The sequence below is a fragment of the Streptomyces sp. NBC_01255 genome, assembly GCF_036226445.1.
In the GTDB taxonomy this organism is placed as follows: Bacteria; Actinomycetota; Actinomycetes; order Streptomycetales; family Streptomycetaceae; genus Streptomyces.
In genome coordinates this window covers 5,089,387-5,106,672 of record NZ_CP108474.1, presented here as the reverse complement: position 1 = coordinate 5,106,672, position 17,286 = coordinate 5,089,387, and the positions used below count along the sequence as shown (strand labels likewise).

Here is a 17,286-nt window from a genome sequence, read left to right as displayed (position 1 = left end):
ACGGCGGGATCCCGCCGGACGGATCACGCCGTCCAGGATGCAGAAGATGCAGAACAGGAACACGCATGCCCGATCGACTCCCGACCGGCCAGACCCTCATCCAGTCGGTCCAGCGCGCCGTCCATCTGCTGCGCGCGCTGAATCACCGGGGCGGCGTCGCGAGCGCGAAACAGCTCGCGCGCGACACCGATCTGCCGCTTCCGACCGCGTACCACCTGCTGCGGACCCTCTGCCACGAGGGACTGGTGAGCAAGGACCGCCACGGATACGCCCTCGCGGACCCGGCCGGCCTCGCCGTCCCGCAGTCCTCCTCGCCCGAGGGACTGCCCACCCAGGAGTGGGCGGACCACCTCAGTCTGGAACTCGACGCCGCCGTCTACTTCGTCATCTACCGCGAGGGCGACCTCCGGGTCACGGCCGTCTCGCGCAACCCCGACTGCCCGCCCGTCACGGAGTGGGCCGAATTCCGGCTCACGTGCCATGCGCACGCCGCCGGCCAGGCGATCCTCGCCCAACTCGGCGACGAAGAGCGCGGCGACCACCTCGACCTGCACCCGGCGACCCCGCTCACCCGCCACACCGTGGCCGGCCGCGCCGCCATCGAACGCCGCCTCGCCTCCCAGCGTCGCGAGCTGCCCCTCCTCGAGTACGAGGAGTACACCCTCGGCACCGTCTGCGCCGCCGTCCCCATCACGGTCGGCTCCTCGGCCGCCGCCCTCGCGATATCCCTGCCGTCCACGAAGGCCGCCGACCTCGCGCCCCTCGCACGCCGCCTCCAGAACCGCGCCGAGAGCATCCTCCTCGACCACACCTTCTCGGTCACTCCCCGCCCGCCCCGGCCGGAGCCTTGAACACACGCGAAGGCGCACCCGGCGTCCCGGGTGCGCCTTCCTCAGCCGACCGTGGGATGGCCGGACGTCAGGCGTCGTAGTCCTGGTCGAAACGGTCCTGGGCCTCCTGCTGGGCCTTGCGCGTCTCGTCGTCGGAGCGGTCGCGGCCCTGGGAAGCACGTTCGGACGCCTCGTCCTTCGCCTTGCCCGCGGCCTGCCTGGCCCGCTCCTTGAGCTCGTCCGCCTTGTCGTTGAACTGGTCCTTCATGCCCATGAAGAGTCACTCCTAGAAGGGTGTGAGGTGGGGACGGGGCGTCGTGCCCCGTCGGGCTCGACCAGCCTTGCACGGGCGCACATCCCACGCATTTCGATCAGCCCGCCCCCCTCACTCCCGGTCACGGAGCCCCCGTCACGGAGCCTTCGTCACCGGCGGGCCGTGTCCCCCGCGCGCGCCTGCTCGTCGGCCGCGCCGCCCGCGCCCACGAGCCCCTTGGCGACAGAGCCGAGGCGCGGCTCGAAGCGCCGCATCTCGCGCTGTCCGACCGTCGCGATCATCCCGGGCAGATAGCCCCGGACCGACTGCATCCCGCGCAGCCACCACTGCGCGTACACGTGGGAGGAACGCCGCTCGATGCCGGCGACGATCCGGTCGACGGCCGGGCCGAGGGGGTACGTGCGGTTCGCGGGCCACGGCAGCCGGGACCGGAGCTCGCGCATCACGTCGTCCTGGTCGGCGCCCCTGACCATGTCGGTGTCGGTCCAGGACAGATAGCCGACGCCGACCTTCACGCCCTTGTACGCGACCTCGGCGCGCAGGCTGTGCGCGAAGGCCTCGACGCCCGACTTGGAGGCGCAGTACGCCGTCATCATCGGGGCCGGGGTGAGCGCCGCGAGCGAGGCGATCTGGAGGAAGTAGCCCCGGGACTCCATGAGGACGGGCAGGAACGCCCGGCCGGTCACGGCGCCGCCGATCAGGTTGACCTCGATGACCCGCCGCCAGGCGTCGGGGTCGGACTCGGCGAACGGACCGCCGGCCGCGACACCGGCGTTGGCGACGACGATGTCGACCTTCCCGAACCGCTCCTTGACCTCGGCCGCGACCTTCGCCATGGCCTCGTGGTCGGTGACGTCGGCGTGCCACCAGTCGGCCTCGGTGTGCAGCCGCCCGGCGACGTCCTTGAGCTGCTCGGGCTCCAGGCCGACGAGCGCGATCTTCGCGCCGCGCGCGGAGAGCTTGCGGGCGAGGAGTTCGCCGACGCCGCGGGCCCCTCCGGTGACGACCGCGACCTGTCCTTCCAGGCTCACCCGGCTCATGCCTTCTCCTTCACTTCCACGTAGGTGTCCGCCAGTTCGCGAATCCGGGCGGTGACGGCCTCGGGGGCCTCCACCGGCGTCATGTGGCCGGCGCCGGTGACTTCGAGGAGCCCCACGCACTGCGGGAGCGCTTCGGCCATGGCCCGGGAGTGGACGGGCGGGGTGAGCCGGTCGGCGGTGCCGACGAGGACGGCCACCGGCAGGTCCAGCTCCCGTACGCCCGCTTCGACGTCGATCTCGGAGAGGACGCGGGACCAGCCGACGCGGGCCCCGCGCGGGCAGGCGTGCACGATCCGGGCGCAGGTGTCGACCCGCTCGGGAGCCGACCCCGGTCCCATCGTCGCGTACCTGAGGATCTTCTTCGAGACGGGAGTGACCGGCCCGAGCGGGGCCTTCGCCCCGAGGACGCTCCGGGTCAGCCGGGTGCGCCGGTCGCTCGGGCGCAGCGGTACGACGGTGGCCTCGGCGGTCAGCCGCGAGGGCCCGGTGGAACAGAGCAGTACGGCCGCCGCGTGCTCCCGGAAGCCGGGGCGGGAGGCCGCCGCCATCACGGTCATGCCGCCCATGGAGTGCCCGGCCAGGACGGCCTTCTCGCCGGGGGCGAGGGTGGCCGCGAGGACGGCTTCGAGGTCGTCGGCGAGCGCCCGGACCGAGTATCCGGAGGGTCCGGCGGGGGCCGGGGAACGGCCGTGGCCGCGCTGGTCGTAGGCGATGACCCGGTGGTCGGCGGCGAGGACCCGTATCTGCTCGGCCCAGAAGGCGATGGAGCAGGTCCAGCCGTGGGCGAGGACGACGACGGGGGCGCCCTCGGGGCCGTACACCTCGACGTGGATCGGGGAACCGTCGGCGGAGACGGCGGTCAGCTCCCGGGACGCGGGCAGCGAGATCAGGCGGCGGCTCACTGGGCGGCCTCCTTCTTCCGGGAGGGACGGTTCTTCGCCGCAGAGGCCTCCGGGGCCGCCGAAGCCGTCGTGGACGTCGTGGACGTCTTGGGCGCGCGCAGCACCTCGTACTCGGAGAGGTCGACCTGCCGGGTCTCCTTGCGGAACTCTCCCGTCGTCCCCGGCCACAGGGTGGTGTTGCGGCCGTTGGCGTCGAGGTACCAGCTCTCGCAGCCGCCGGCCTTCCAGACGGTCCGCTCCATCCGGGTCTGCACCTTGCGGTTCCAGGCGCCGACGGCGGAGGGACGGACGGCGAGCGCGGCGCGCCCGCCCAGCATGTTCAGCTGGCGCAGGTAGTCGGCCATGTAGTTCAGCTGGGACTCGATCATCAGGATCATCGAGGAGTTCCCGAGGCCGGTGTTGGGGCCGATGACCGTCATGAAGTTGGGGAAGCCGGCGGCGGTGGCGCCGCGCAGCGCCTCCATGCCGCCCTTCCAGGCCTCGGCGAGCGTCTGTCCCTCCGCTCCGACGACCCGCTCGGCGATCGGCATGTCGGTGACGTGGAAGCCGGTACCGAAGACGATGGCGTCGACCTCGGTCTCGGTGCCGTCCGCGGCGACGACGGTCGAGCCGCGGACCTCGCGCAGCCCGGAGGCGACGACGTCGACGTTCGGCTGGGCGACCGCCGGGTAGTACGTGCTGGAGAGCAGGATGCGCTTGCAGCCGATGCGGTACGAGGGCGTCAGCTTGGCCCGCAGTGCCGGGTCCTTGATCGCCTTGGCGATGTTGGCCTTGGCGAGCTTCTCGATGAGCCCCAGCTCACCCGGGTGCTTGGTGAAGGCGCCGACCTGGAGTTCGCGGATGCCCCAGAGCAGGCCGCGGCGCAGGGTGCCGGTGACGGGCACGGCGCGGTGGAGCCAGCGCTCGGGGCCGCTGATGGCGCGGTCCATGCGGCGCATGACCCACGGGGGCGTGCGCTGGAAGAGCGTCAGCTTCCCGACCAGGGGCTGGATCGCGGGCACGATCTGGATGGCGGAGGCGCCGGTGCCGATCATGGCGACGCGCTTGCCGGTGAGGTCGTAGTCGTGGTCCCAGCGGGCCGAGTGGAAGACCTTGCCGGGGAAGTCGGCGAGCCCCGGGATGTCGGGGATCTTGGGGTCGGAGAGCGGTCCGGTCGCGGAGACGACGACCTCGGCGCTGAAGGAGCCCTGGCTCGTCTCGATCTCCCAGCGGAGCGCCTCCGCGTCCCAGGCCATCCGCCGCACCTCGTGGTTCAGGCGCAGGTGGGGGCGGATCCCGAAGGTGTCCGTGACATGCTCCAGGTACGCGCGGATGTGGCGCTGTCCGGAGAAGGTCCGCGGCCAGTCGGGGTTGGGCGCGAAGGAGAAGGAGTAGAGGTGCGAGGGCACGTCGCAGGCACAGCCGGGGTAGCTGTTGTCGCGCCATGTGCCGCCCACGGAGTCGGCCCGCTCCAGGACGACGAAGTCGGTGATTCCCTCGCGCCGCAGCCGGACGGCGGCCCCCAGGCCACCGAATCCCGATCCGATCACCGCCACCCGTACGTGCTCGTGCTTCGCCATGCCGCCTCCCGAACGCCCGGCAGATCACGCCAGCAATCACTGGCACAGTCGGGACTGTAGAGCAGCTCCATACCGAGCGGTAGGGGTACGGCGAGGGAAAGTTACCGGCGGTACAACATAGGCTGGCGTGCGTGGCAGAAGGATCAGGACCCGACACGGGCGCACACGAAGCCGTACGCGAGTACCGCATGGAGGAGCTCGCGACGGCCGCCGGCATCACCGTGCGCACCCTGCGCTTCTACCGCGAGCGCGGACTGATCCCGCCACCGCGCCGCGAGGGCAGGATCGCCTGGTACGACGAGCACCACCTCGCCCGGCTGCGCACCATCGCCGCCCTCCTGGAGCGCGGCCACACCCTCAACGGCATCGCCGACCTCACCACCGCCTTCGAGAGCGGCCGGAACGTCCGCGAGGTCCTCGCCCTCGGCTCCCCCACCGAGGAGGAGCCCGTCCGCCTCACCCCCGAGGAGCTCGCCGACCACTTCTCCGGCGAGGTCACCCCCGAGAACCTCGCGGCCGCCCTCGACCTCGGCTACCTCGTCACCGACGGCGAGGAGATCGTCCACATCAGCCGCCGCCTGCTCGACGTCTCGGCCGCACTCGTCCGGGAGGGCGTCCCGCTCGCCGAGGTCCTCAAGGCGGGCGCCCGCGTCCGCGAACACGCCGACGCCCTCGCGGAGCTCTTCACCGACCTGCTGCGCGCGCACGCGGCCGAGGACGACCTGTCGCGGCTGCGCCCGCTCGCGAAGAGCGTCGTCGAGGCGGAGCTGTCGATGGCGCTCGACCGGCGCCTGCGCCCCGAGAACACCTGAAGTCCCGTCGACTACAGCTCGTAGACGGCGGTCACGGGGGCGTGGTCGCTCCACCGCTCGGCGTGGGTGGCGGCGCGCTCGACGTAGGCCTTGACGGCCTTGGCGGCGAGGCCGGGGGTGGCGACCTGGTAGTCGATGCGCCAGCCGCTGTCGTTGTCGAAGGCGCGGCCGCGGTAGGACCACCAGGAGTAGGGCCCTTCCTGCTCGGGGTGGAGGGCCCGCACGACGTCGACGTACGCGCCGTCGCTCTCGTCGAGGACCCGCCCGAGCCACTCCCGCTCCTCGGGGAGGAAGCCGGCGTTCTTCTTGTTGGCCTTCCAGTTCTTGAGGTCGGCCTCGCGGTGGGCGATGTTCCAGTCGCCGCAGACGACGACCTCACGCCCGTCGGCGGCGGCCCGGGTCCTGAGCTCCTTCAGATACGGCAGGAACTCGCCCATGAACCGCAGCTTCTCGTCCTGGCGCTCGGTGCCGACCTCGCCGGAGGGCAGGTAGAGGCTGGCGACGGTCACACCGGGCAGGTCGGCCTCGATGTACCGCCCGCTGCCGTCGAACTCGCTCGACCCGAAGCCGACGCGCACGGCGTCGGGCTCGCGGCGCGTGTAGAGGGAGACGCCGGCGCGGCCCTTGGCGGCGGCGGGCGCGTGGGCCGTGAACCAGCCCTCGGGCGCCCGGACCTCGGCCGGCAGCTGGGCCTCCTCGGCGCGGACCTCCTGCAGGCAGACGACGTCGGCGGAGGTGCCGGCCAGCCACTCGACGAAGCCCTTCTTGGCTGCGGCGCGGAGACCATTGACATTGACGGTGGTCACTGTGTACAAAACATGCCTTCTTACTGGGAGGAAGAGATCACGCCCAGGGGTCAGGTTCCCATACGGGGTGAACCGTGACCGTCGCTCCCCCTCCCGGCTTCCTCGTGAGCACTACGCGGCGAGCGAGCTGCCGAAGCAGGCTGTTGCGCTGTCCGTCGTCCAGTACCTCCCAGCCGTCGGCCAGCGTGGCGACGATCGGCTCGTAGTCCTCCTGGTGCGGGGTCAGTTCGACCTTGGCCACCCGGTCAAGGGCGGCACCCGTGGCGGCCTGCTGCTTCCTGATCACGTCGCGGGCAGCCTCGTACTCTCCGGGCCCGTACTCGTCCGGATTCGCAGCACGGTCCGCACGTAGGTTCGCGAGCGCGGTCTGATGCTTCCTCTCCTCCGCCTCCAGGCGAGCCCGCTCCCGGGCGGCCGTTGCCCGCTGATCGAACAACGGCGTGCGCGGGGTGGGCACGCTGGGCGCTGCGTCAATGCCAGGCGCCGCCTTGTCCATAACCCAGTCGCGCACGTCGTCCTCAACGTCGGTACGTAGGACCCAGACGCCCTCACATCCGTGCTTTCCGGTGACGGCCCGCCGGCCGCACGCGAAGTGGTGGCCTCTCACGCTCTGCATAATGCCGTCGACCATGCGCATGCGGCTCTGGCGCGGGACGGTGCCCCGGCAACCTCCGCAGCGGGCAAGCGCGGTGAGCAGGTGGAGCGGCTGACGGCTCCGTGGCGGGGTCTTCCTCATGGTCTGCCGCCGGTCCTGGTACTGCTGCCACAGGTCGAGGTCGATCAGCTCTTCCTGGGCCCCGGGAACGAAGATCGCGTTGGGGCAGTTGCCGCGCTTCCCGGGTGGGCACTTGCATTCGGGGTTGTGGACGCGGAGCAGGCCGGCGCAGAAGCCGGAGTCCATGTAGCGAATGAGGGTCTGAGCAGTCCACAGGCCGCCTCGAACGGTGCGGTGGCCGTTCGTGTTGAGTTCGTCGAGCAGCGCGTAGAAGGGGGCGCCGTCGATGTACTGGCGGTACCGGTCGGCCATGACGGGGCCTGTTTCGGGGTGGGCGACGTATTTCTCGTCCTGGAGGATGAACAGCCCGGGGTGTTTGGGGTCCGGGACCCTCCTGGGGTGCCAGACGTAGCCGAAGCGGGGTCGGCCGGTGGCGGGAAGCTTGAGTTTCGTGATGCGGTGCTCGTGCGTCTCCCGCCACTGTTCGCCGCGCACGTCGGATTCGTAGGCCGCGAACTCGAAGAGGATGCCGCGCTGGAGTCGACCGGTCGCCGTGCGGGCATCGGCTTCCTCGGTGGCGGATTCGAGTTGTCCCCCGGCATCCGTGAGCCGTTTGAGGTTGATGGCGATGCCGTCGCGGCTGCGGCCGAACCGGCTGTACTTCCATACGGCGATGCCGCGTGCTTCGCCGGCCTCGACGCGCTCGATGCCGCGCATGATCTTGCGCTTGAAGTTGCGGCCGGTCATGTCGAGGTCGGTGATGAAGTCGACGATGCGTCGGCCGGTCCGAGCTGCCCAAGCGTTGAGCGCCGCTTTTTGCAGCTCGGGGCTGATCTTCTCTTCTTTCCAGGTCGAGACCCGGATGTAGCCGATCCACGGCTCGCCCTCGTCGTCGGGGGGCGAACCGCGGAAGGTGTCGGGTAGGGGTTTGGTCACGGCACGGCTCGATTCTCCTCGGTGATGTGCGGGGCCGCCCGGCGGTGCTCGTCAAGGCTGATCACGTCGGCCGGGGACTCGTGGCGTCCGCAGGTCTCGCACTGTCCAGGGGACGGCGGGCGGGGGACGTGGACGAGACCTTGGCCGACGTGATCGAGGGCCTTGATGTAGCCCTGCTTCGTAGCCGCGTTCAGCTGTTCGTCGGTGAGTTCGTGGGTGCGGGTGATGAGGACCCAGTACATGAGCGGCACCGCCGCGAGAAACCCGAGCATTCCGGCATCTGTGAGGGGGGCAGTGCCGGTGACCCATCCGGTCGCGCCGGTGGCGAGAGCGGTTACGAACAGGGCGCCTGTGAGCGCGGGAGCAATGCGACGGAAGCTGATCATCGTACGGTCTCTCCTTGCTATTCGGCGGTCCTTTCGGAGTCGCCGGCGGTTCGGTTGCGCTTCACGGTGTCGATGACGGCCTCGATGAGTCGGCGGTCACTGGGGTCGGTGATGCCGAGTTCGTCGAGGGCGACGTCGGTGGTGATGGGGTCGCTACCGGCAGGGGGACCGGTTCGTACGCGGTTGATGTCGTCAGGGGTGAGCCATCCGGCGCCCATGAGTACGACGCTCAGAGGGTCGCCGAAGAAGGTGGCGAGCTGTTCGAGGGAGTCGATGGTAGGGGTGCCGCCGCCGGCGAGGAGTCGGTTCAGGCTGGCCGGAGGGATACCGCTATCTCGCGAGAGACGTGTGCGTTCACCGCGTTCGCTCAAGCGATAGCCCGCTTGTGTGAAGCGTCGTTCTAGCCAGTCCGCGAACTTGCGCTCTCTTGTTTCGTCCATGGATGGAACATACCGCGCGCGGAAAGATCATGGCATCAGGCCTCTGGCATCTGACCGAAATCCACACACAGAACACCCTTCCGAGGGCCGTCCTCGCCGGTAGAGGCACATTCGAACACCTGGACGATTCTCATGCGTCAAGCGGAGCGTGTCAATCAGTTTCGCTACACACGGCGCACAGTCCATCACGTTTCACATCCCTCCCGCCATGTTCCAACCGTGGACGGAATGAGGAATCTTGATGGTAGTGTTCCTTCCGTAGACGGAACAACCGTCCGTCTACGGAAGGGCATCGTCATGTACGACCGCACAAAGCTCCGCGCTGCTGCCGCCCGAGCAGGCGACACCAAGCTCAACGGACGCCTCAGCGCCGCCGCCGTCGGCCGCCGCCTGGGAGTCCCGCGTAACACGGCCTGGCGCCTGCTCAACGGACGCTCCACGCCGAGCGCCCCCCTGATCGCCAAGGTCGAACGCCACTACGGCATCAAGGCCCGGCACCTCCTCATCCGCACGGACGCCGCATGAGCGCCCCAGTCGTCACCCGCGAGCAGGCATTCGCTAACGCGCGCCGGGTCCTCGACATCGCGCTCGCCGAGGTCGCCGCCGACTACGCGGCCGGCCGCCTCTCCCCCGAGCGGGAAATGGCCGTCCGCCGCCTGCTGCGGAAGCAGCACGCCGAGCAGGCCTCCCCCCAGCCTCTCGCCGCCTGAAACCGCGAAGGGCCGCCCGGATTGCGCCCGGACGGCCCTCACATCCCCCGAAGGAGATCAATATGCAGAACCAGGGTACCCGCCTCCTCCGCGCCGCCGAGGCGTTCCGGGGCGCCCGCGCCTACCGCCGTCAGATGGCGTTCCGCGACGACCTCGCGACGCAGCTGCACACCATCGCCCCCGGCATCGCCCGCGTCCACCTGACCCCGGTCACGACCGACGTCGACGGCACCCCCCGCCGGCAGACCCTCGTGAACCTGCTCAACTCCATCGGCTACACCGTCGAGGCCCCCATCGGCGCGCACCGTGCCGCCCGGCGCCTGCTCGTCGACGCCTTCCCGGCCGCCGACTGGGATCGGCCGCTCATCTACAACGTGGGCACCGGCTACCTGATGGACAACGTCCCCACGGCCCCGGCCGCCCTCGGCACCGACACCGCGCCGGAGGTGACCGCGTGATCCGTCCGACCCTCACCGCCGACGGCACCGCCGTCCGCCTCCCCGTCACCGCCGCCGTCGTGCCCCTGCTCGACGAACTCGCCATCGCCTACGCCGACGACCCCACCGAGTTCGGGCAGATGCTCGCCGCCCACGCCGCCGCCGTCCTCTCCCTCGACCACGCCGTCGTGTCGGACCACACGCCGGACTGGGAGCGGGCGATGCGTGCGGCCGAGGCCGACGGCACCCGCGACGCGCTGCTCGGCGGTCTGGAGTCGGCCGAGCGTCTCGACGACGTGCTCGGGCCGGACGACGCGATCAGTCTGGCGACCTCGCTCACGAAGCAGGCCGCGATCATCCGCCACCGCAACACCGCACAGGAGAACCGCTCGTGACCGTCACCACCCTGCCCACCGCCCACCCCGGGCAGCCCTCGCTGCCGCCCGTGACCGGCCCGGCCGATGTCACGTACGAGCCCGCGCCGAACGGAGCCCCCGTCGACGCCCCCCGCGTGTTCGCCGCGATCAACTCCGTGATGCGGGACGCGATGCCCGTCGGAAAGAACCAGACGAACACCCAGCAGAACTACAAGTTCCGGGGCATCGACGATGTCATGTCGGCCATGGCGGGCCCCCTCCGTGCCCACGGCGTGTTCATCCTCCCCAGCGTCGCCAGCCACAAGGCCGAGCGGCGCGGCGAGAAGATGACGCACGTGGTGATCCGGATGCGGTACCGGATCTACGGCCCGGCCGGTGACTGCCTGGTCGCCGACGTCCCGGGCGAGGCGTCCGACTTTGCCGACAAGGCCACCAACAAGGCTCAGTCCGCCGCGCTGAAGTACCTCCTGTTCACCCTGTTCATGTTGCCCGTGGATGGCCGCAGCATCGACGACGGCGACCGGCACCACCCCGAGGTGCCGACGGAGCACCGCGCCGAACGCCAGGAGCAGCAGCGGCGCCAGCAGCAGCCGCGAGGTCAGCAGCGCGGGCAGCGCCAGCAGCAGCCGCGCCAAGGGCAGCAGGCTGAGGCTGCATCCCAGCAGGAGCAGCAGCGCCGGGACTTTAAGGCCGAGGCCCGCGCGGCTACGAGCGAGGCCCAGTTCGAGCAGGTTCGCGTCGAGGCCGTGAAGGCCGGCGCCCCGGCGGAGTACCTCGCGGCGCTCGACGCCATCGCGGACGGAAAGCGCGCCGACGCTCGCGCCCCGCAGCCGCGGGTGGCCGGACAGCAGGAGCGGCCCACCCGCTCGGCCCCGACCCCGGCGCCGGACGCCACGACCACCGAGGCCCAGACCGGGGCCGCCGCCGAGGAGGCCCTCCGCCTCGCCGCTTCCCGCGTCGGCTACCAGACGCTCGACGCCGATTTCGAGCGCGCCCACGGCCGCACGATCGCCGAGGCCGACCCCGCCACGCTGCACGCGTTCCGCTCGATGATCGAGAGGGCCGCCCAGTGACCGAGCAGACCACCACCCCGCCGGCCCCGACCGGAGAGATCCGGGACGCCATCACCCGGCAGGCCTCCCTCGGAGCGCTGCTCGAAGAGGTCAAGACCGCGTACAACGACGCCCGAGCCGAGGCGCACGCGCTCCTGGAAGCGCAGTACAAGACGACCGGCACGTCAAAGATTGACGCGGTACTCCCGGACGGCACGAAGGTCGGCAGCATCTCCCGGCAGGGAGGCGAGCGCGCCGCCCAGGTCATCGACGACGAGGCGTTCGCCGCCTGGGTGCGCGACACGTACCCCACCGAGTTCGAGGTCGAGATGATCCCGATGCGGCTGGAGACCCGCGTACGGCCCGGGTTCGCCGCGAAGGTGCTCGCCGAGGCAACCGCCGCCGGGACGGCCCGGTACGTCGACGAGGAGACCGCCGAGGTCCACGACGTCCCCGGTGTCGAGATCCGGCCGGCCCTCGCCGCCACGCACCGGATGACGTACACGCGGAGGTCGAAGGCGTCCGCGCTCACCGGCCGCGAGCTGGTCGCACAGGCGTGGCGCCGGGGCGAGTTGGCCGCTCACGTGCTGCCCGCCCTCGCGCCCGAGCAGGGCTGACCTTCCGTACGACGGCCCGCCCCGCCTCCCCCGACCGGGGCGGGCCCTTCGACCAGGAGCACCGCATGGACCCGATCAACACGACCGACCGGCTGGACTTGCAGCACTACACCCGCCGCGTCGCCGCCACCCAGTTCTACGAGACCGTCAACGCCGCCGCCCTCGCCCAGACCGTGTTGGAGAAGCGGACCCCGGACAACGGCACGGTCTACGTCCTCGCCCGGCACCTCCTCGGCACCGCTCGCGCGCTGCTCGCCGCCCTCGACGCGCTCACCGATACCCAGCTCGCCATCGCCTGCCACGTGGCCGCCTCCGACGACGGCGAGGACCCCACCACTGCCGACCTCCTTGCCGCGCTCGCGAAGGCCGGCCAGCCGATCGGCAAGACCATGCTCGCGGCCGGTATGGCCGAGCAGGCCGGTAAGTCGGTGCCGCTGTGAAGGGCCGCCCGCTTCCCCCGGCTGTCCGCGAGCAGGTGATCACCATGCTGCGGTCCGGGGCGGCAAATCACACCATTGCCCGCGAACTCGGCCTCGACAAGGCGACGCCCGCTCGCTACCGCGCAGCCCTCGGCATGGCGCCGGTGCCCCGGTCGGCGCCGAACCGCTGCACGCTCACCCTGGATGAGAAGTTCCGCCAGTTCGTCCGCGTTGTTGACGGCGGGCACATGGAATGGGTTGGGCGCCACACCAAGTCCAGCGGGACCCCCGTGTTTTCCTTCGCGGGTCGAACCGTCACCGCCCGAACCGTTGCCTTCCAGCTCGCCCGGGGCGGGGCCCCTGAGGGGTACGTCACGACGGAATGTGACCACGAGGGCTGCGTCGCTCCCGAGCACGTCGAGGACGAGCCCGGCCGGAACCGCCTCCGCGCTCAACTCGCCGCCCTCACCGGTCAGGAGTCGACCCGAACGGCGTGCGTGCGGGGACACGCCGCCGCTGAGCACCGCCGATACCTCCCGAACGGAAGCCCGTACTGCGGGACGTGCCAGGACATGGCCAAGGCCGCTGGGCGCGCCGCCGCGTGACCGGACGCGATCGGCTTGACCGCGCCCGCCGCCTGCTCGACATGGCGCCTCCTGCCCCGGTTCCTGGGCAACTCCCGCTCGACCGGCCCCGGCACACGTGTGACGCGGGCAGCCCCCGGTGCCACGCCGTCCCGGCCCGCCCGTACCCGTGCGGGTGGCGCTGCGAGACCCACAAGCCCGTTCCCCGCCCGCATCCGGAGGTGCCGTGACCGTCACTCTGGTCCCGCCGATCACGTACGGCATCGGTCCGATCGACGCCGAGCCGCTCACGACCGGCCCCCGGTACGTCCGGACGGGCGGGATGAATCGCTGGCACCGGCCCCGCACCGGTATCCGGTGGCCGGACGGGCGCACCACCTACACCGTGTGGTGCGGGCAGCAGGTCGGCAGCCTGCGCGCCGCTCGCCCGATGGTGACCGCAGAAACCGTGCTCGACCACCTGCCCGTATGCGGGACGTGCGAGGGCCGCGCGGTCGGCGCCGGACAGGACGAACAGGCCGCCGGCCGCCCGCCGCTGGTGTTCGGGCCCCGGGACCTGACCCCGCCCCGGCACTGCCCCGGCAGCAGGACCGACCTGTACGCGCCGCTCCCGGGCGGTACGACCGGCCGGTGCCTCGCCTGCCGGGATACCCACCCCGTCCGGGCCATGGGCGGTCCGTACGCCTCGCGCGTCGGCATCGTCCAGCACCCGCCCGGCGAAGGCCTGTTCAAGCCGTGCCCGTTCCACCGCTGGCGGCACCCCCGACGCACGGCCGCCGACGGCGACCTCCTTGCCTGCATGTGCGGGCGCCCCCTCGCCATCCCGCAGTAGCCCCCGCACTGCCCGGGGCGAGGCCGGACCCGATCCCCTCGCCCCGGGCGTACCACCCCGACAGGAGCACCACCGTGACCCTCGACGCCACCGACTGGGTATGGCGCAACGCGCGCTCGCGTGGGAACGCGCGCCTGGCCGTGCTCGCGGTCGCCGACAAAACCACCGGCCCGAACGCCGAGGCCCACCTGAGCACGGCCGACGCCATGCGCCGCCTCGGCGGAGTCGGTAAGGGAGTGGCCGTCAAGGCTCTCCTTGACGCGGTCGCGTCCGGCGATCTGGTCATCGCCCAGGAGGCCAAGGGGTCCCGCGCAACCCTCTACCGCCTCCCCGGAGCCGTCGGCTACACCCGCCGTACCGGTCCGGATTCCGGACCGGAAACGGCTCCCGCCGAGCGGTCCGGATCCCGGACCACAAACGGTTTGCGGTCCGGATCCCAGACCACAAACACCCCCGCTACCGGTCCGGAATCCGGACCGGTAGACCCCACCGGCGAAGACGCTTTGTGGTCCGTGACACGGACCGCTAGTGGTCCGGAATCCGGACCACATCACTCACCCAATGAGGGAGTGAATGAAGGAGGGAGGGAAGACGGCCCGCCGTCAGCAGTGATCCCCGACTACGCCTCGGAGCTGGTTTCCCGGATCACCGCCGCCCAGGTCTACCCGCAGTGGAACCTCACCCCCGGTGAGTGGCTCCGCGTCGATGCCCTGATCAAGCGCTCCGGTGTCGACATGCTCGCCAGCGTCGCCGTCAAGGCCGCCTCGAAGCGAGACATCGCCCACGCCCGGTACTTCCTCCGCGCCTGGCAGTCCCTCCCGCCGGCCGCCACCCCCGGCACCGTCGCCGCCACCGCCCCGACCGGTCCCGCCTCGAACGTCGTCCCGTTCGACCGCGCCCGCCCCGCCCAGCCCGGCCGCGCCGCCCAGGCTGCCGACTGGTACGCCGACCTCGTCTAGGAGCCCCGCCATGGACCGCCGCGAAATCGCCGCCCTGCTCGCCTATGCCGACCGTCTCGACCCCACCCGCGCCCCCACCACCAAGGAAGCCGCCGCCGAACGCCTCACCCAGTGGGCCGATCTCCTCGCCGACGTCGCCTCGACCGCCCCCCACCCCGAGGGTCGCCACTGGGACGCCTCGCAGGCCGTCCGTCGCCACATCGCCACCAGCCCCTACCCGATCAAGCCGAGCGACGTCGGAGGCCTGTGGGCCGCGTTCCGCCGCGACGTCCTCGGTCGCCACATGGACCCGGTCCCGAACGTCGACCCCGACGACCAGGCCGCCTACCGAGCCGCCCTCGCCGGCCACCGCCACGCCATTGAGACCGGCCGCGCCGTGGCCACCCCCCGCGCGCTCCTTCCCGGTGAGAGCGGCACCCGCGAGCAGCGCGACCAGTTCGCCGCCGAGCGCCTCGCCGCCTTCGGCACGTACATGCCCCGCACCGTCAAGGACGCCCTCGCCCCTCTCCGGCCCGTCCGCGCCGAACGCGAACGCCTCGCCCGCGAGGGAAAGCCCGACGCCCTCGACGTCCCCTGCACCTGGTGCAAGGCCGAGACCGGCCAGCCCTGCCGCGACATGCGACTCAACCCCACCACCCAGGCCACCGCGAACCGCCGCCGTACCACGCCGCACCCCTCCCGCCTCGACGCCGCCACCGCCCGCCAGCACGCCCAGGAGACCGCCGCATGAGCGCCCGCCACCGCCGCCGCAACACGACCGACCGCACCCGCAACATCCGCCGCTTCACGATTACCGGCTCGTGGGACAACAACCCCGACGAGCCCGCACGATGGATCACCCGCGACCCGAAGGAGACCAAGAGGGTCGCCCGCAGCATGGCCGCCAAGGGCGCGTACGTCATCGTCGAGGAACTACTCCCCACCGGCGCCTGGGAGACGTGGTTTGAACTCGACGGCCCCGCGATCGTCGCCGAGCAGAACGCCATCGAGGCCACCCTCGCCGCCGCATGGCCGCCGGCCCCGACCGGCTATCGGCCCGACGCCGACGACCGCCACCGCACGTGGCTCGTCGAGCAGGGCCTCGCCGAGCACCGCCGAGCCCAGGCCCGCGCCCAAGCCGAGGCCCTCGCTGCCGAGCAGGCCGCTCGTCGACGCCGGATCGCCGCCGAACTCGCCAACACCTCCCGGCAGCTCATGAGCGCGCCGCCCGAGGCCCGGCCGGACTACCGCCGCGCCGCCCGCCACATGACCGGGGCCCAGCGATGACCGCCCCCACCCCGCTTCCCGCAGCCGCCACCGCCATCATCCGCGCCGTCCTCGAAGACGAAGGCGTGGCGGACCTCCTGTACCGGCCCGAGCGAACCGCCCAACGCGTCGCCAGGAAGCTCCGCGCTGCCGGATGGGAACTCCGGGTCATCCCCCCCGCGATCACCCCGGAGACGGACACCTAGCCCTTCCACGAAGGGGGCGGTACGGAACTCACCACCACCGCCCCCTTCGTGATACCTTCCGACCTCGGAAGGAACATCCTTCCCCCGATGGAACAGAGAGCGCTCTGCGCTCAGACCCCCAGAGCAGGAGGCCAGAGCCCATGACCCCCGCAGAGCGATTCGCCGCCAAGGTCAACCCCGCCGGCCCCATCAGCCTCAACCGCGCCGCCCCCGGCCCCTGCCACCTCTGGACCGGCGGCGCCCGCAGCAAACGCCCCCACGACCAAGGGCAGTTCGGCGAGTTCTACGGGGCATTCCACGTCAACGGCCGCACCGTCCGCGCCCACCAGCACGCCTACGAGCAGGCCCACGGCCCCATCCCGCCCGGCGCCGAAATCGACCACCGCTGCCACCGCCGCAACTGCGTGAACGTCGCCCACCTCGAACTGGTCGACCACCGCACCAACACCCTCCGGTCGACCGGCCCCACCGCGCTCAACGCCCGCAAGACCGCGTGCATCCACGGCCACCCCTTCACCCCCGAAAACACCCGCGTACGCACCGACGGCTCCCGCCGCTGCATCACCTGCGAACGCGTACGCCCCACCACCGAAAGGCAGGCCGCCTGATGGCCGGAGAAACCACCATCACCCTCGCCGGAAACCTCGTCGACGACCCCGAACTCCGATTCACCCCCGCCGGACACGGAGTCGCCAAATTCCGCGTGGCCAGCACCCCCCGCACCTTCGACAAGCAGTCCCAGGAGTGGAAGGACGGCGACCCCCTGTTCCTCACCGTCAGCGCGTGGCGCTCCCTCGGCGAGAACTGCGCCGAGTCCCTCCAGCGCGGCACCCGCGTCATCGTCACCGGCGTCCTCAAGCAGCGCTCGTACGAGGACGGCCAGGGCGTCAAGCGCACCGTCTACGAGATCGAGGCCGACGACGTCGCCCCCAGCCTCAAGACCGCGACCACTGTCGTCACCAAGTCCACCGGCCGCCAGGGCAACTCCCAGCAGAGCAGCGGCGGATACAGCCAGCAGCAGCGCCAACAGCCCCAGAACGACCAGTGGAACACCCGCAACACCGACGAGCCCCCGTTCTAGACCCCCACCGCGCGGCCGACCGGACGCCCCGCCGGCCGCGCGCGCGATGACCACCTCGACCTGACCG

At 71.5% G+C, this 17,286-nt stretch carries 25 protein-coding genes; 17 read left to right on the top strand and 8 right to left on the bottom strand.

Going from position 1 to position 17,286, the window contains the following annotated elements; translation table 11 throughout:
• The first annotated feature begins 65 nt into the window (after positions 1–65).
• Positions 66–851: an IclR family transcriptional regulator gene (locus OG357_RS23180; RefSeq protein WP_329622971.1), complete on the top strand. Its 786-nt coding sequence runs from the start codon at positions 66–68 to the stop codon at positions 849–851.
• A 67-nt stretch (positions 852–918) separates the two neighbouring features.
• Here OG357_RS23180 and OG357_RS23175 read toward each other — a convergent pair whose 3' ends face one another.
• The 4 genes from OG357_RS23175 to OG357_RS23160 all read right to left on the bottom strand — a co-directional run bounded on the left by OG357_RS23175 (position 919) and on the right by OG357_RS23160 (position 4,605).
• On the bottom strand, positions 919–1,104 hold the full coding sequence (locus tag OG357_RS23175) for a hypothetical protein (protein ID WP_329622970.1): 186 nt from the start codon (positions 1,102–1,104) through the stop codon (positions 919–921).
• A gap of 149 nt (positions 1,105–1,253) precedes the next feature.
• Positions 1,254–2,144, bottom strand: a complete 891-nt coding sequence (locus OG357_RS23170) for an SDR family oxidoreductase (RefSeq protein WP_329622969.1) — start codon at positions 2,142–2,144, stop codon at positions 1,254–1,256.
• On the bottom strand, positions 2,141–3,046 hold the full coding sequence (locus OG357_RS23165; RefSeq protein ID WP_329622968.1) for an alpha/beta fold hydrolase: 906 nt from the start codon (positions 3,044–3,046) through the stop codon (positions 2,141–2,143). The genes OG357_RS23170 and OG357_RS23165 overlap by 4 nt, the downstream gene beginning before the upstream one ends.
• Positions 3,043–4,605: a flavin-containing monooxygenase gene (locus OG357_RS23160; RefSeq protein WP_329622967.1), complete on the bottom strand. Its 1,563-nt coding sequence runs from the start codon at positions 4,603–4,605 to the stop codon at positions 3,043–3,045. The genes OG357_RS23165 and OG357_RS23160 overlap by 4 nt, the downstream gene beginning before the upstream one ends.
• Before the next feature lie 188 nt (positions 4,606–4,793).
• Here OG357_RS23160 and OG357_RS23155 point away from each other — a divergent pair, with 188 nt between their 5' ends.
• Positions 4,794–5,417, top strand: coding sequence for a MerR family transcriptional regulator (locus tag OG357_RS23155; RefSeq protein ID WP_329625670.1), 624 nt, complete (start codon positions 4,794–4,796; stop codon positions 5,415–5,417).
• 11 nt (positions 5,418–5,428) lie between these two features.
• Here OG357_RS23155 and OG357_RS23150 read toward each other — a convergent pair whose 3' ends face one another.
• From OG357_RS23150 to OG357_RS23135, 4 genes are read right to left on the bottom strand one after another with little or no spacing between them, the layout of a single operon-like run.
• Positions 5,429–6,232: an exodeoxyribonuclease III gene (locus OG357_RS23150; protein WP_329622966.1), complete on the bottom strand. Its 804-nt coding sequence runs from the start codon at positions 6,230–6,232 to the stop codon at positions 5,429–5,431.
• A gap of 28 nt (positions 6,233–6,260) precedes the next feature.
• Positions 6,261–7,874 carry a recombinase family protein gene (locus OG357_RS23145; RefSeq protein ID WP_329622965.1) on the bottom strand — a complete coding sequence of 538 codons (1,614 nt, stop codon included), beginning with the start codon at positions 7,872–7,874 and terminating at the stop codon, positions 6,261–6,263.
• Entirely contained in the window at positions 7,871–8,260 is a 390-nt protein-coding gene (locus OG357_RS23140) for a hypothetical protein (protein WP_329622964.1), read from the bottom strand. Before OG357_RS23140 ends, OG357_RS23145 begins: the two co-directional genes overlap by 4 nt.
• 17 nt (positions 8,261–8,277) lie before the next feature.
• The gene (locus OG357_RS23135) at positions 8,278–8,631 is read right to left on the bottom strand and encodes a helix-turn-helix domain-containing protein (protein WP_329622963.1); all 354 of its coding nucleotides are present in this window, start codon (positions 8,629–8,631) and stop codon (positions 8,278–8,280) included.
• 366 nt (positions 8,632–8,997) lie between these two features.
• Between OG357_RS23135 and OG357_RS23130 the strand changes: the two genes are divergently transcribed.
• The 15 genes from OG357_RS23130 to OG357_RS23060 all read left to right on the top strand — a co-directional run bounded on the left by OG357_RS23130 (position 8,998) and on the right by OG357_RS23060 (position 17,219).
• Positions 8,998–9,225 (top strand): helix-turn-helix transcriptional regulator, encoded by a 228-nt coding sequence (locus OG357_RS23130; RefSeq protein WP_329622962.1) that lies wholly within the window; start codon positions 8,998–9,000, stop codon positions 9,223–9,225.
• Positions 9,222–9,410 (top strand): hypothetical protein, encoded by a 189-nt coding sequence (locus tag OG357_RS23125; RefSeq protein WP_329622961.1) that lies wholly within the window; start codon positions 9,222–9,224, stop codon positions 9,408–9,410. Before OG357_RS23130 ends, OG357_RS23125 begins: the two co-directional genes overlap by 4 nt.
• A 62-nt stretch (positions 9,411–9,472) precedes the next feature.
• On the top strand, positions 9,473–9,868 hold the full coding sequence (locus tag OG357_RS23120; RefSeq protein WP_329622960.1) for a hypothetical protein: 396 nt from the start codon (positions 9,473–9,475) through the stop codon (positions 9,866–9,868).
• The gene (locus OG357_RS23115; protein WP_329622959.1) at positions 9,865–10,242 is read left to right on the top strand and encodes a hypothetical protein; all 378 of its coding nucleotides are present in this window, start codon (positions 9,865–9,867) and stop codon (positions 10,240–10,242) included. The genes OG357_RS23120 and OG357_RS23115 overlap by 4 nt, the downstream gene beginning before the upstream one ends.
• On the top strand, positions 10,239–11,297 hold the full coding sequence (locus tag OG357_RS23110) for an ERF family protein (RefSeq protein ID WP_329622958.1): 1,059 nt from the start codon (positions 10,239–10,241) through the stop codon (positions 11,295–11,297). The genes OG357_RS23115 and OG357_RS23110 overlap by 4 nt, the downstream gene beginning before the upstream one ends.
• The gene (locus OG357_RS23105; RefSeq protein ID WP_329622957.1) at positions 11,294–11,893 is read left to right on the top strand and encodes a hypothetical protein; all 600 of its coding nucleotides are present in this window, start codon (positions 11,294–11,296) and stop codon (positions 11,891–11,893) included. Before OG357_RS23110 ends, OG357_RS23105 begins: the two co-directional genes overlap by 4 nt.
• A 65-nt stretch (positions 11,894–11,958) precedes the next feature.
• Positions 11,959–12,333: a hypothetical protein gene (locus OG357_RS23100; RefSeq protein WP_329622956.1), complete on the top strand. Its 375-nt coding sequence runs from the start codon at positions 11,959–11,961 to the stop codon at positions 12,331–12,333.
• Positions 12,334–12,377: 44 nt separating this feature from the next.
• A complete protein-coding gene (locus tag OG357_RS23095) occupies positions 12,378–12,917 on the top strand; it encodes a hypothetical protein (RefSeq protein WP_329622955.1) in 540 nt (179 codons plus the stop codon).
• 205 nt (positions 12,918–13,122) lie between these two features.
• Positions 13,123–13,728 (top strand): hypothetical protein, encoded by a 606-nt coding sequence (locus OG357_RS23090; protein ID WP_329622954.1) that lies wholly within the window; start codon positions 13,123–13,125, stop codon positions 13,726–13,728.
• Positions 13,729–14,336: 608 nt separating this feature from the next.
• Positions 14,337–14,687, top strand: coding sequence for a hypothetical protein (locus tag OG357_RS23085; RefSeq protein ID WP_329622953.1), 351 nt, complete (start codon positions 14,337–14,339; stop codon positions 14,685–14,687).
• 10 nt (positions 14,688–14,697) lie between these two features.
• Positions 14,698–15,417, top strand: a complete 720-nt coding sequence (locus OG357_RS23080; RefSeq protein ID WP_329622952.1) for a zinc finger domain-containing protein — start codon at positions 14,698–14,700, stop codon at positions 15,415–15,417.
• Entirely contained in the window at positions 15,414–15,953 is a 540-nt protein-coding gene (locus OG357_RS23075; RefSeq protein WP_329622951.1) for a hypothetical protein, read from the top strand. The genes OG357_RS23080 and OG357_RS23075 overlap by 4 nt, the downstream gene beginning before the upstream one ends.
• Positions 15,950–16,138 carry a hypothetical protein gene (locus tag OG357_RS23070; RefSeq protein ID WP_329622950.1) on the top strand — a complete coding sequence of 63 codons (189 nt, stop codon included), beginning with the start codon at positions 15,950–15,952 and terminating at the stop codon, positions 16,136–16,138. Before OG357_RS23075 ends, OG357_RS23070 begins: the two co-directional genes overlap by 4 nt.
• A 140-nt stretch (positions 16,139–16,278) precedes the next feature.
• Positions 16,279–16,746 carry an HNH endonuclease signature motif containing protein gene (locus OG357_RS23065; RefSeq protein ID WP_329622949.1) on the top strand — a complete coding sequence of 156 codons (468 nt, stop codon included), beginning with the start codon at positions 16,279–16,281 and terminating at the stop codon, positions 16,744–16,746.
• Complete coding sequence (locus OG357_RS23060; RefSeq protein WP_329622948.1) at positions 16,746–17,219, top strand: single-stranded DNA-binding protein; 474 nt, start codon at positions 16,746–16,748, stop codon at positions 17,217–17,219. The genes OG357_RS23065 and OG357_RS23060 overlap by 1 nt, the downstream gene beginning before the upstream one ends.
• Positions 17,220–17,286: the final 67 nt, after the last annotated feature.

What these genes read in the sequence shown, in the direction of transcription:
- OG357_RS23175 (WP_329622970.1), bottom strand. Translation starts at nt 1,104, where the DNA reads ATGGGCATGAAGGACCAGTTCAACGACAAGGCGGACGAGCTCAAGGAG.
- OG357_RS23155 (WP_329625670.1), top strand. Translation starts at nt 4,794, where the DNA reads ATGGAGGAGCTCGCGACGGCCGCCGGCATCACCGTGCGCACCCTGCGC.
- OG357_RS23075 (WP_329622951.1), top strand. Translation starts at nt 15,414, where the DNA reads ATGAGCGCCCGCCACCGCCGCCGCAACACGACCGACCGCACCCGCAAC.
- OG357_RS23125 (WP_329622961.1), top strand. Translation starts at nt 9,222, where the DNA reads ATGAGCGCCCCAGTCGTCACCCGCGAGCAGGCATTCGCTAACGCGCGC.
- OG357_RS23095 (WP_329622955.1), top strand. Translation starts at nt 12,378, where the DNA reads ATGCTGCGGTCCGGGGCGGCAAATCACACCATTGCCCGCGAACTCGGC.
- OG357_RS23180 (WP_329622971.1), top strand. Translation starts at nt 66, where the DNA reads ATGCCCGATCGACTCCCGACCGGCCAGACCCTCATCCAGTCGGTCCAG.
- OG357_RS23120 (WP_329622960.1), top strand. Translation starts at nt 9,473, where the DNA reads ATGCAGAACCAGGGTACCCGCCTCCTCCGCGCCGCCGAGGCGTTCCGG.
- OG357_RS23080 (WP_329622952.1), top strand. Translation starts at nt 14,698, where the DNA reads ATGGACCGCCGCGAAATCGCCGCCCTGCTCGCCTATGCCGACCGTCTC.
- OG357_RS23160 (WP_329622967.1), bottom strand. Translation starts at nt 4,605, where the DNA reads ATGGCGAAGCACGAGCACGTACGGGTGGCGGTGATCGGATCGGGATTC.
- OG357_RS23100 (WP_329622956.1), top strand. Translation starts at nt 11,959, where the DNA reads ATGGACCCGATCAACACGACCGACCGGCTGGACTTGCAGCACTACACC.
- OG357_RS23130 (WP_329622962.1), top strand. Translation starts at nt 8,998, where the DNA reads ATGTACGACCGCACAAAGCTCCGCGCTGCTGCCGCCCGAGCAGGCGAC.
- OG357_RS23070 (WP_329622950.1), top strand. Translation starts at nt 15,950, where the DNA reads ATGACCGCCCCCACCCCGCTTCCCGCAGCCGCCACCGCCATCATCCGC.
- OG357_RS23170 (WP_329622969.1), bottom strand. Translation starts at nt 2,144, where the DNA reads ATGAGCCGGGTGAGCCTGGAAGGACAGGTCGCGGTCGTCACCGGAGGG.
- OG357_RS23060 (WP_329622948.1), top strand. Translation starts at nt 16,746, where the DNA reads ATGGCCGGAGAAACCACCATCACCCTCGCCGGAAACCTCGTCGACGAC.
- OG357_RS23140 (WP_329622964.1), bottom strand. Translation starts at nt 8,260, where the DNA reads ATGATCAGCTTCCGTCGCATTGCTCCCGCGCTCACAGGCGCCCTGTTC.
- OG357_RS23065 (WP_329622949.1), top strand. Translation starts at nt 16,279, where the DNA reads ATGACCCCCGCAGAGCGATTCGCCGCCAAGGTCAACCCCGCCGGCCCC.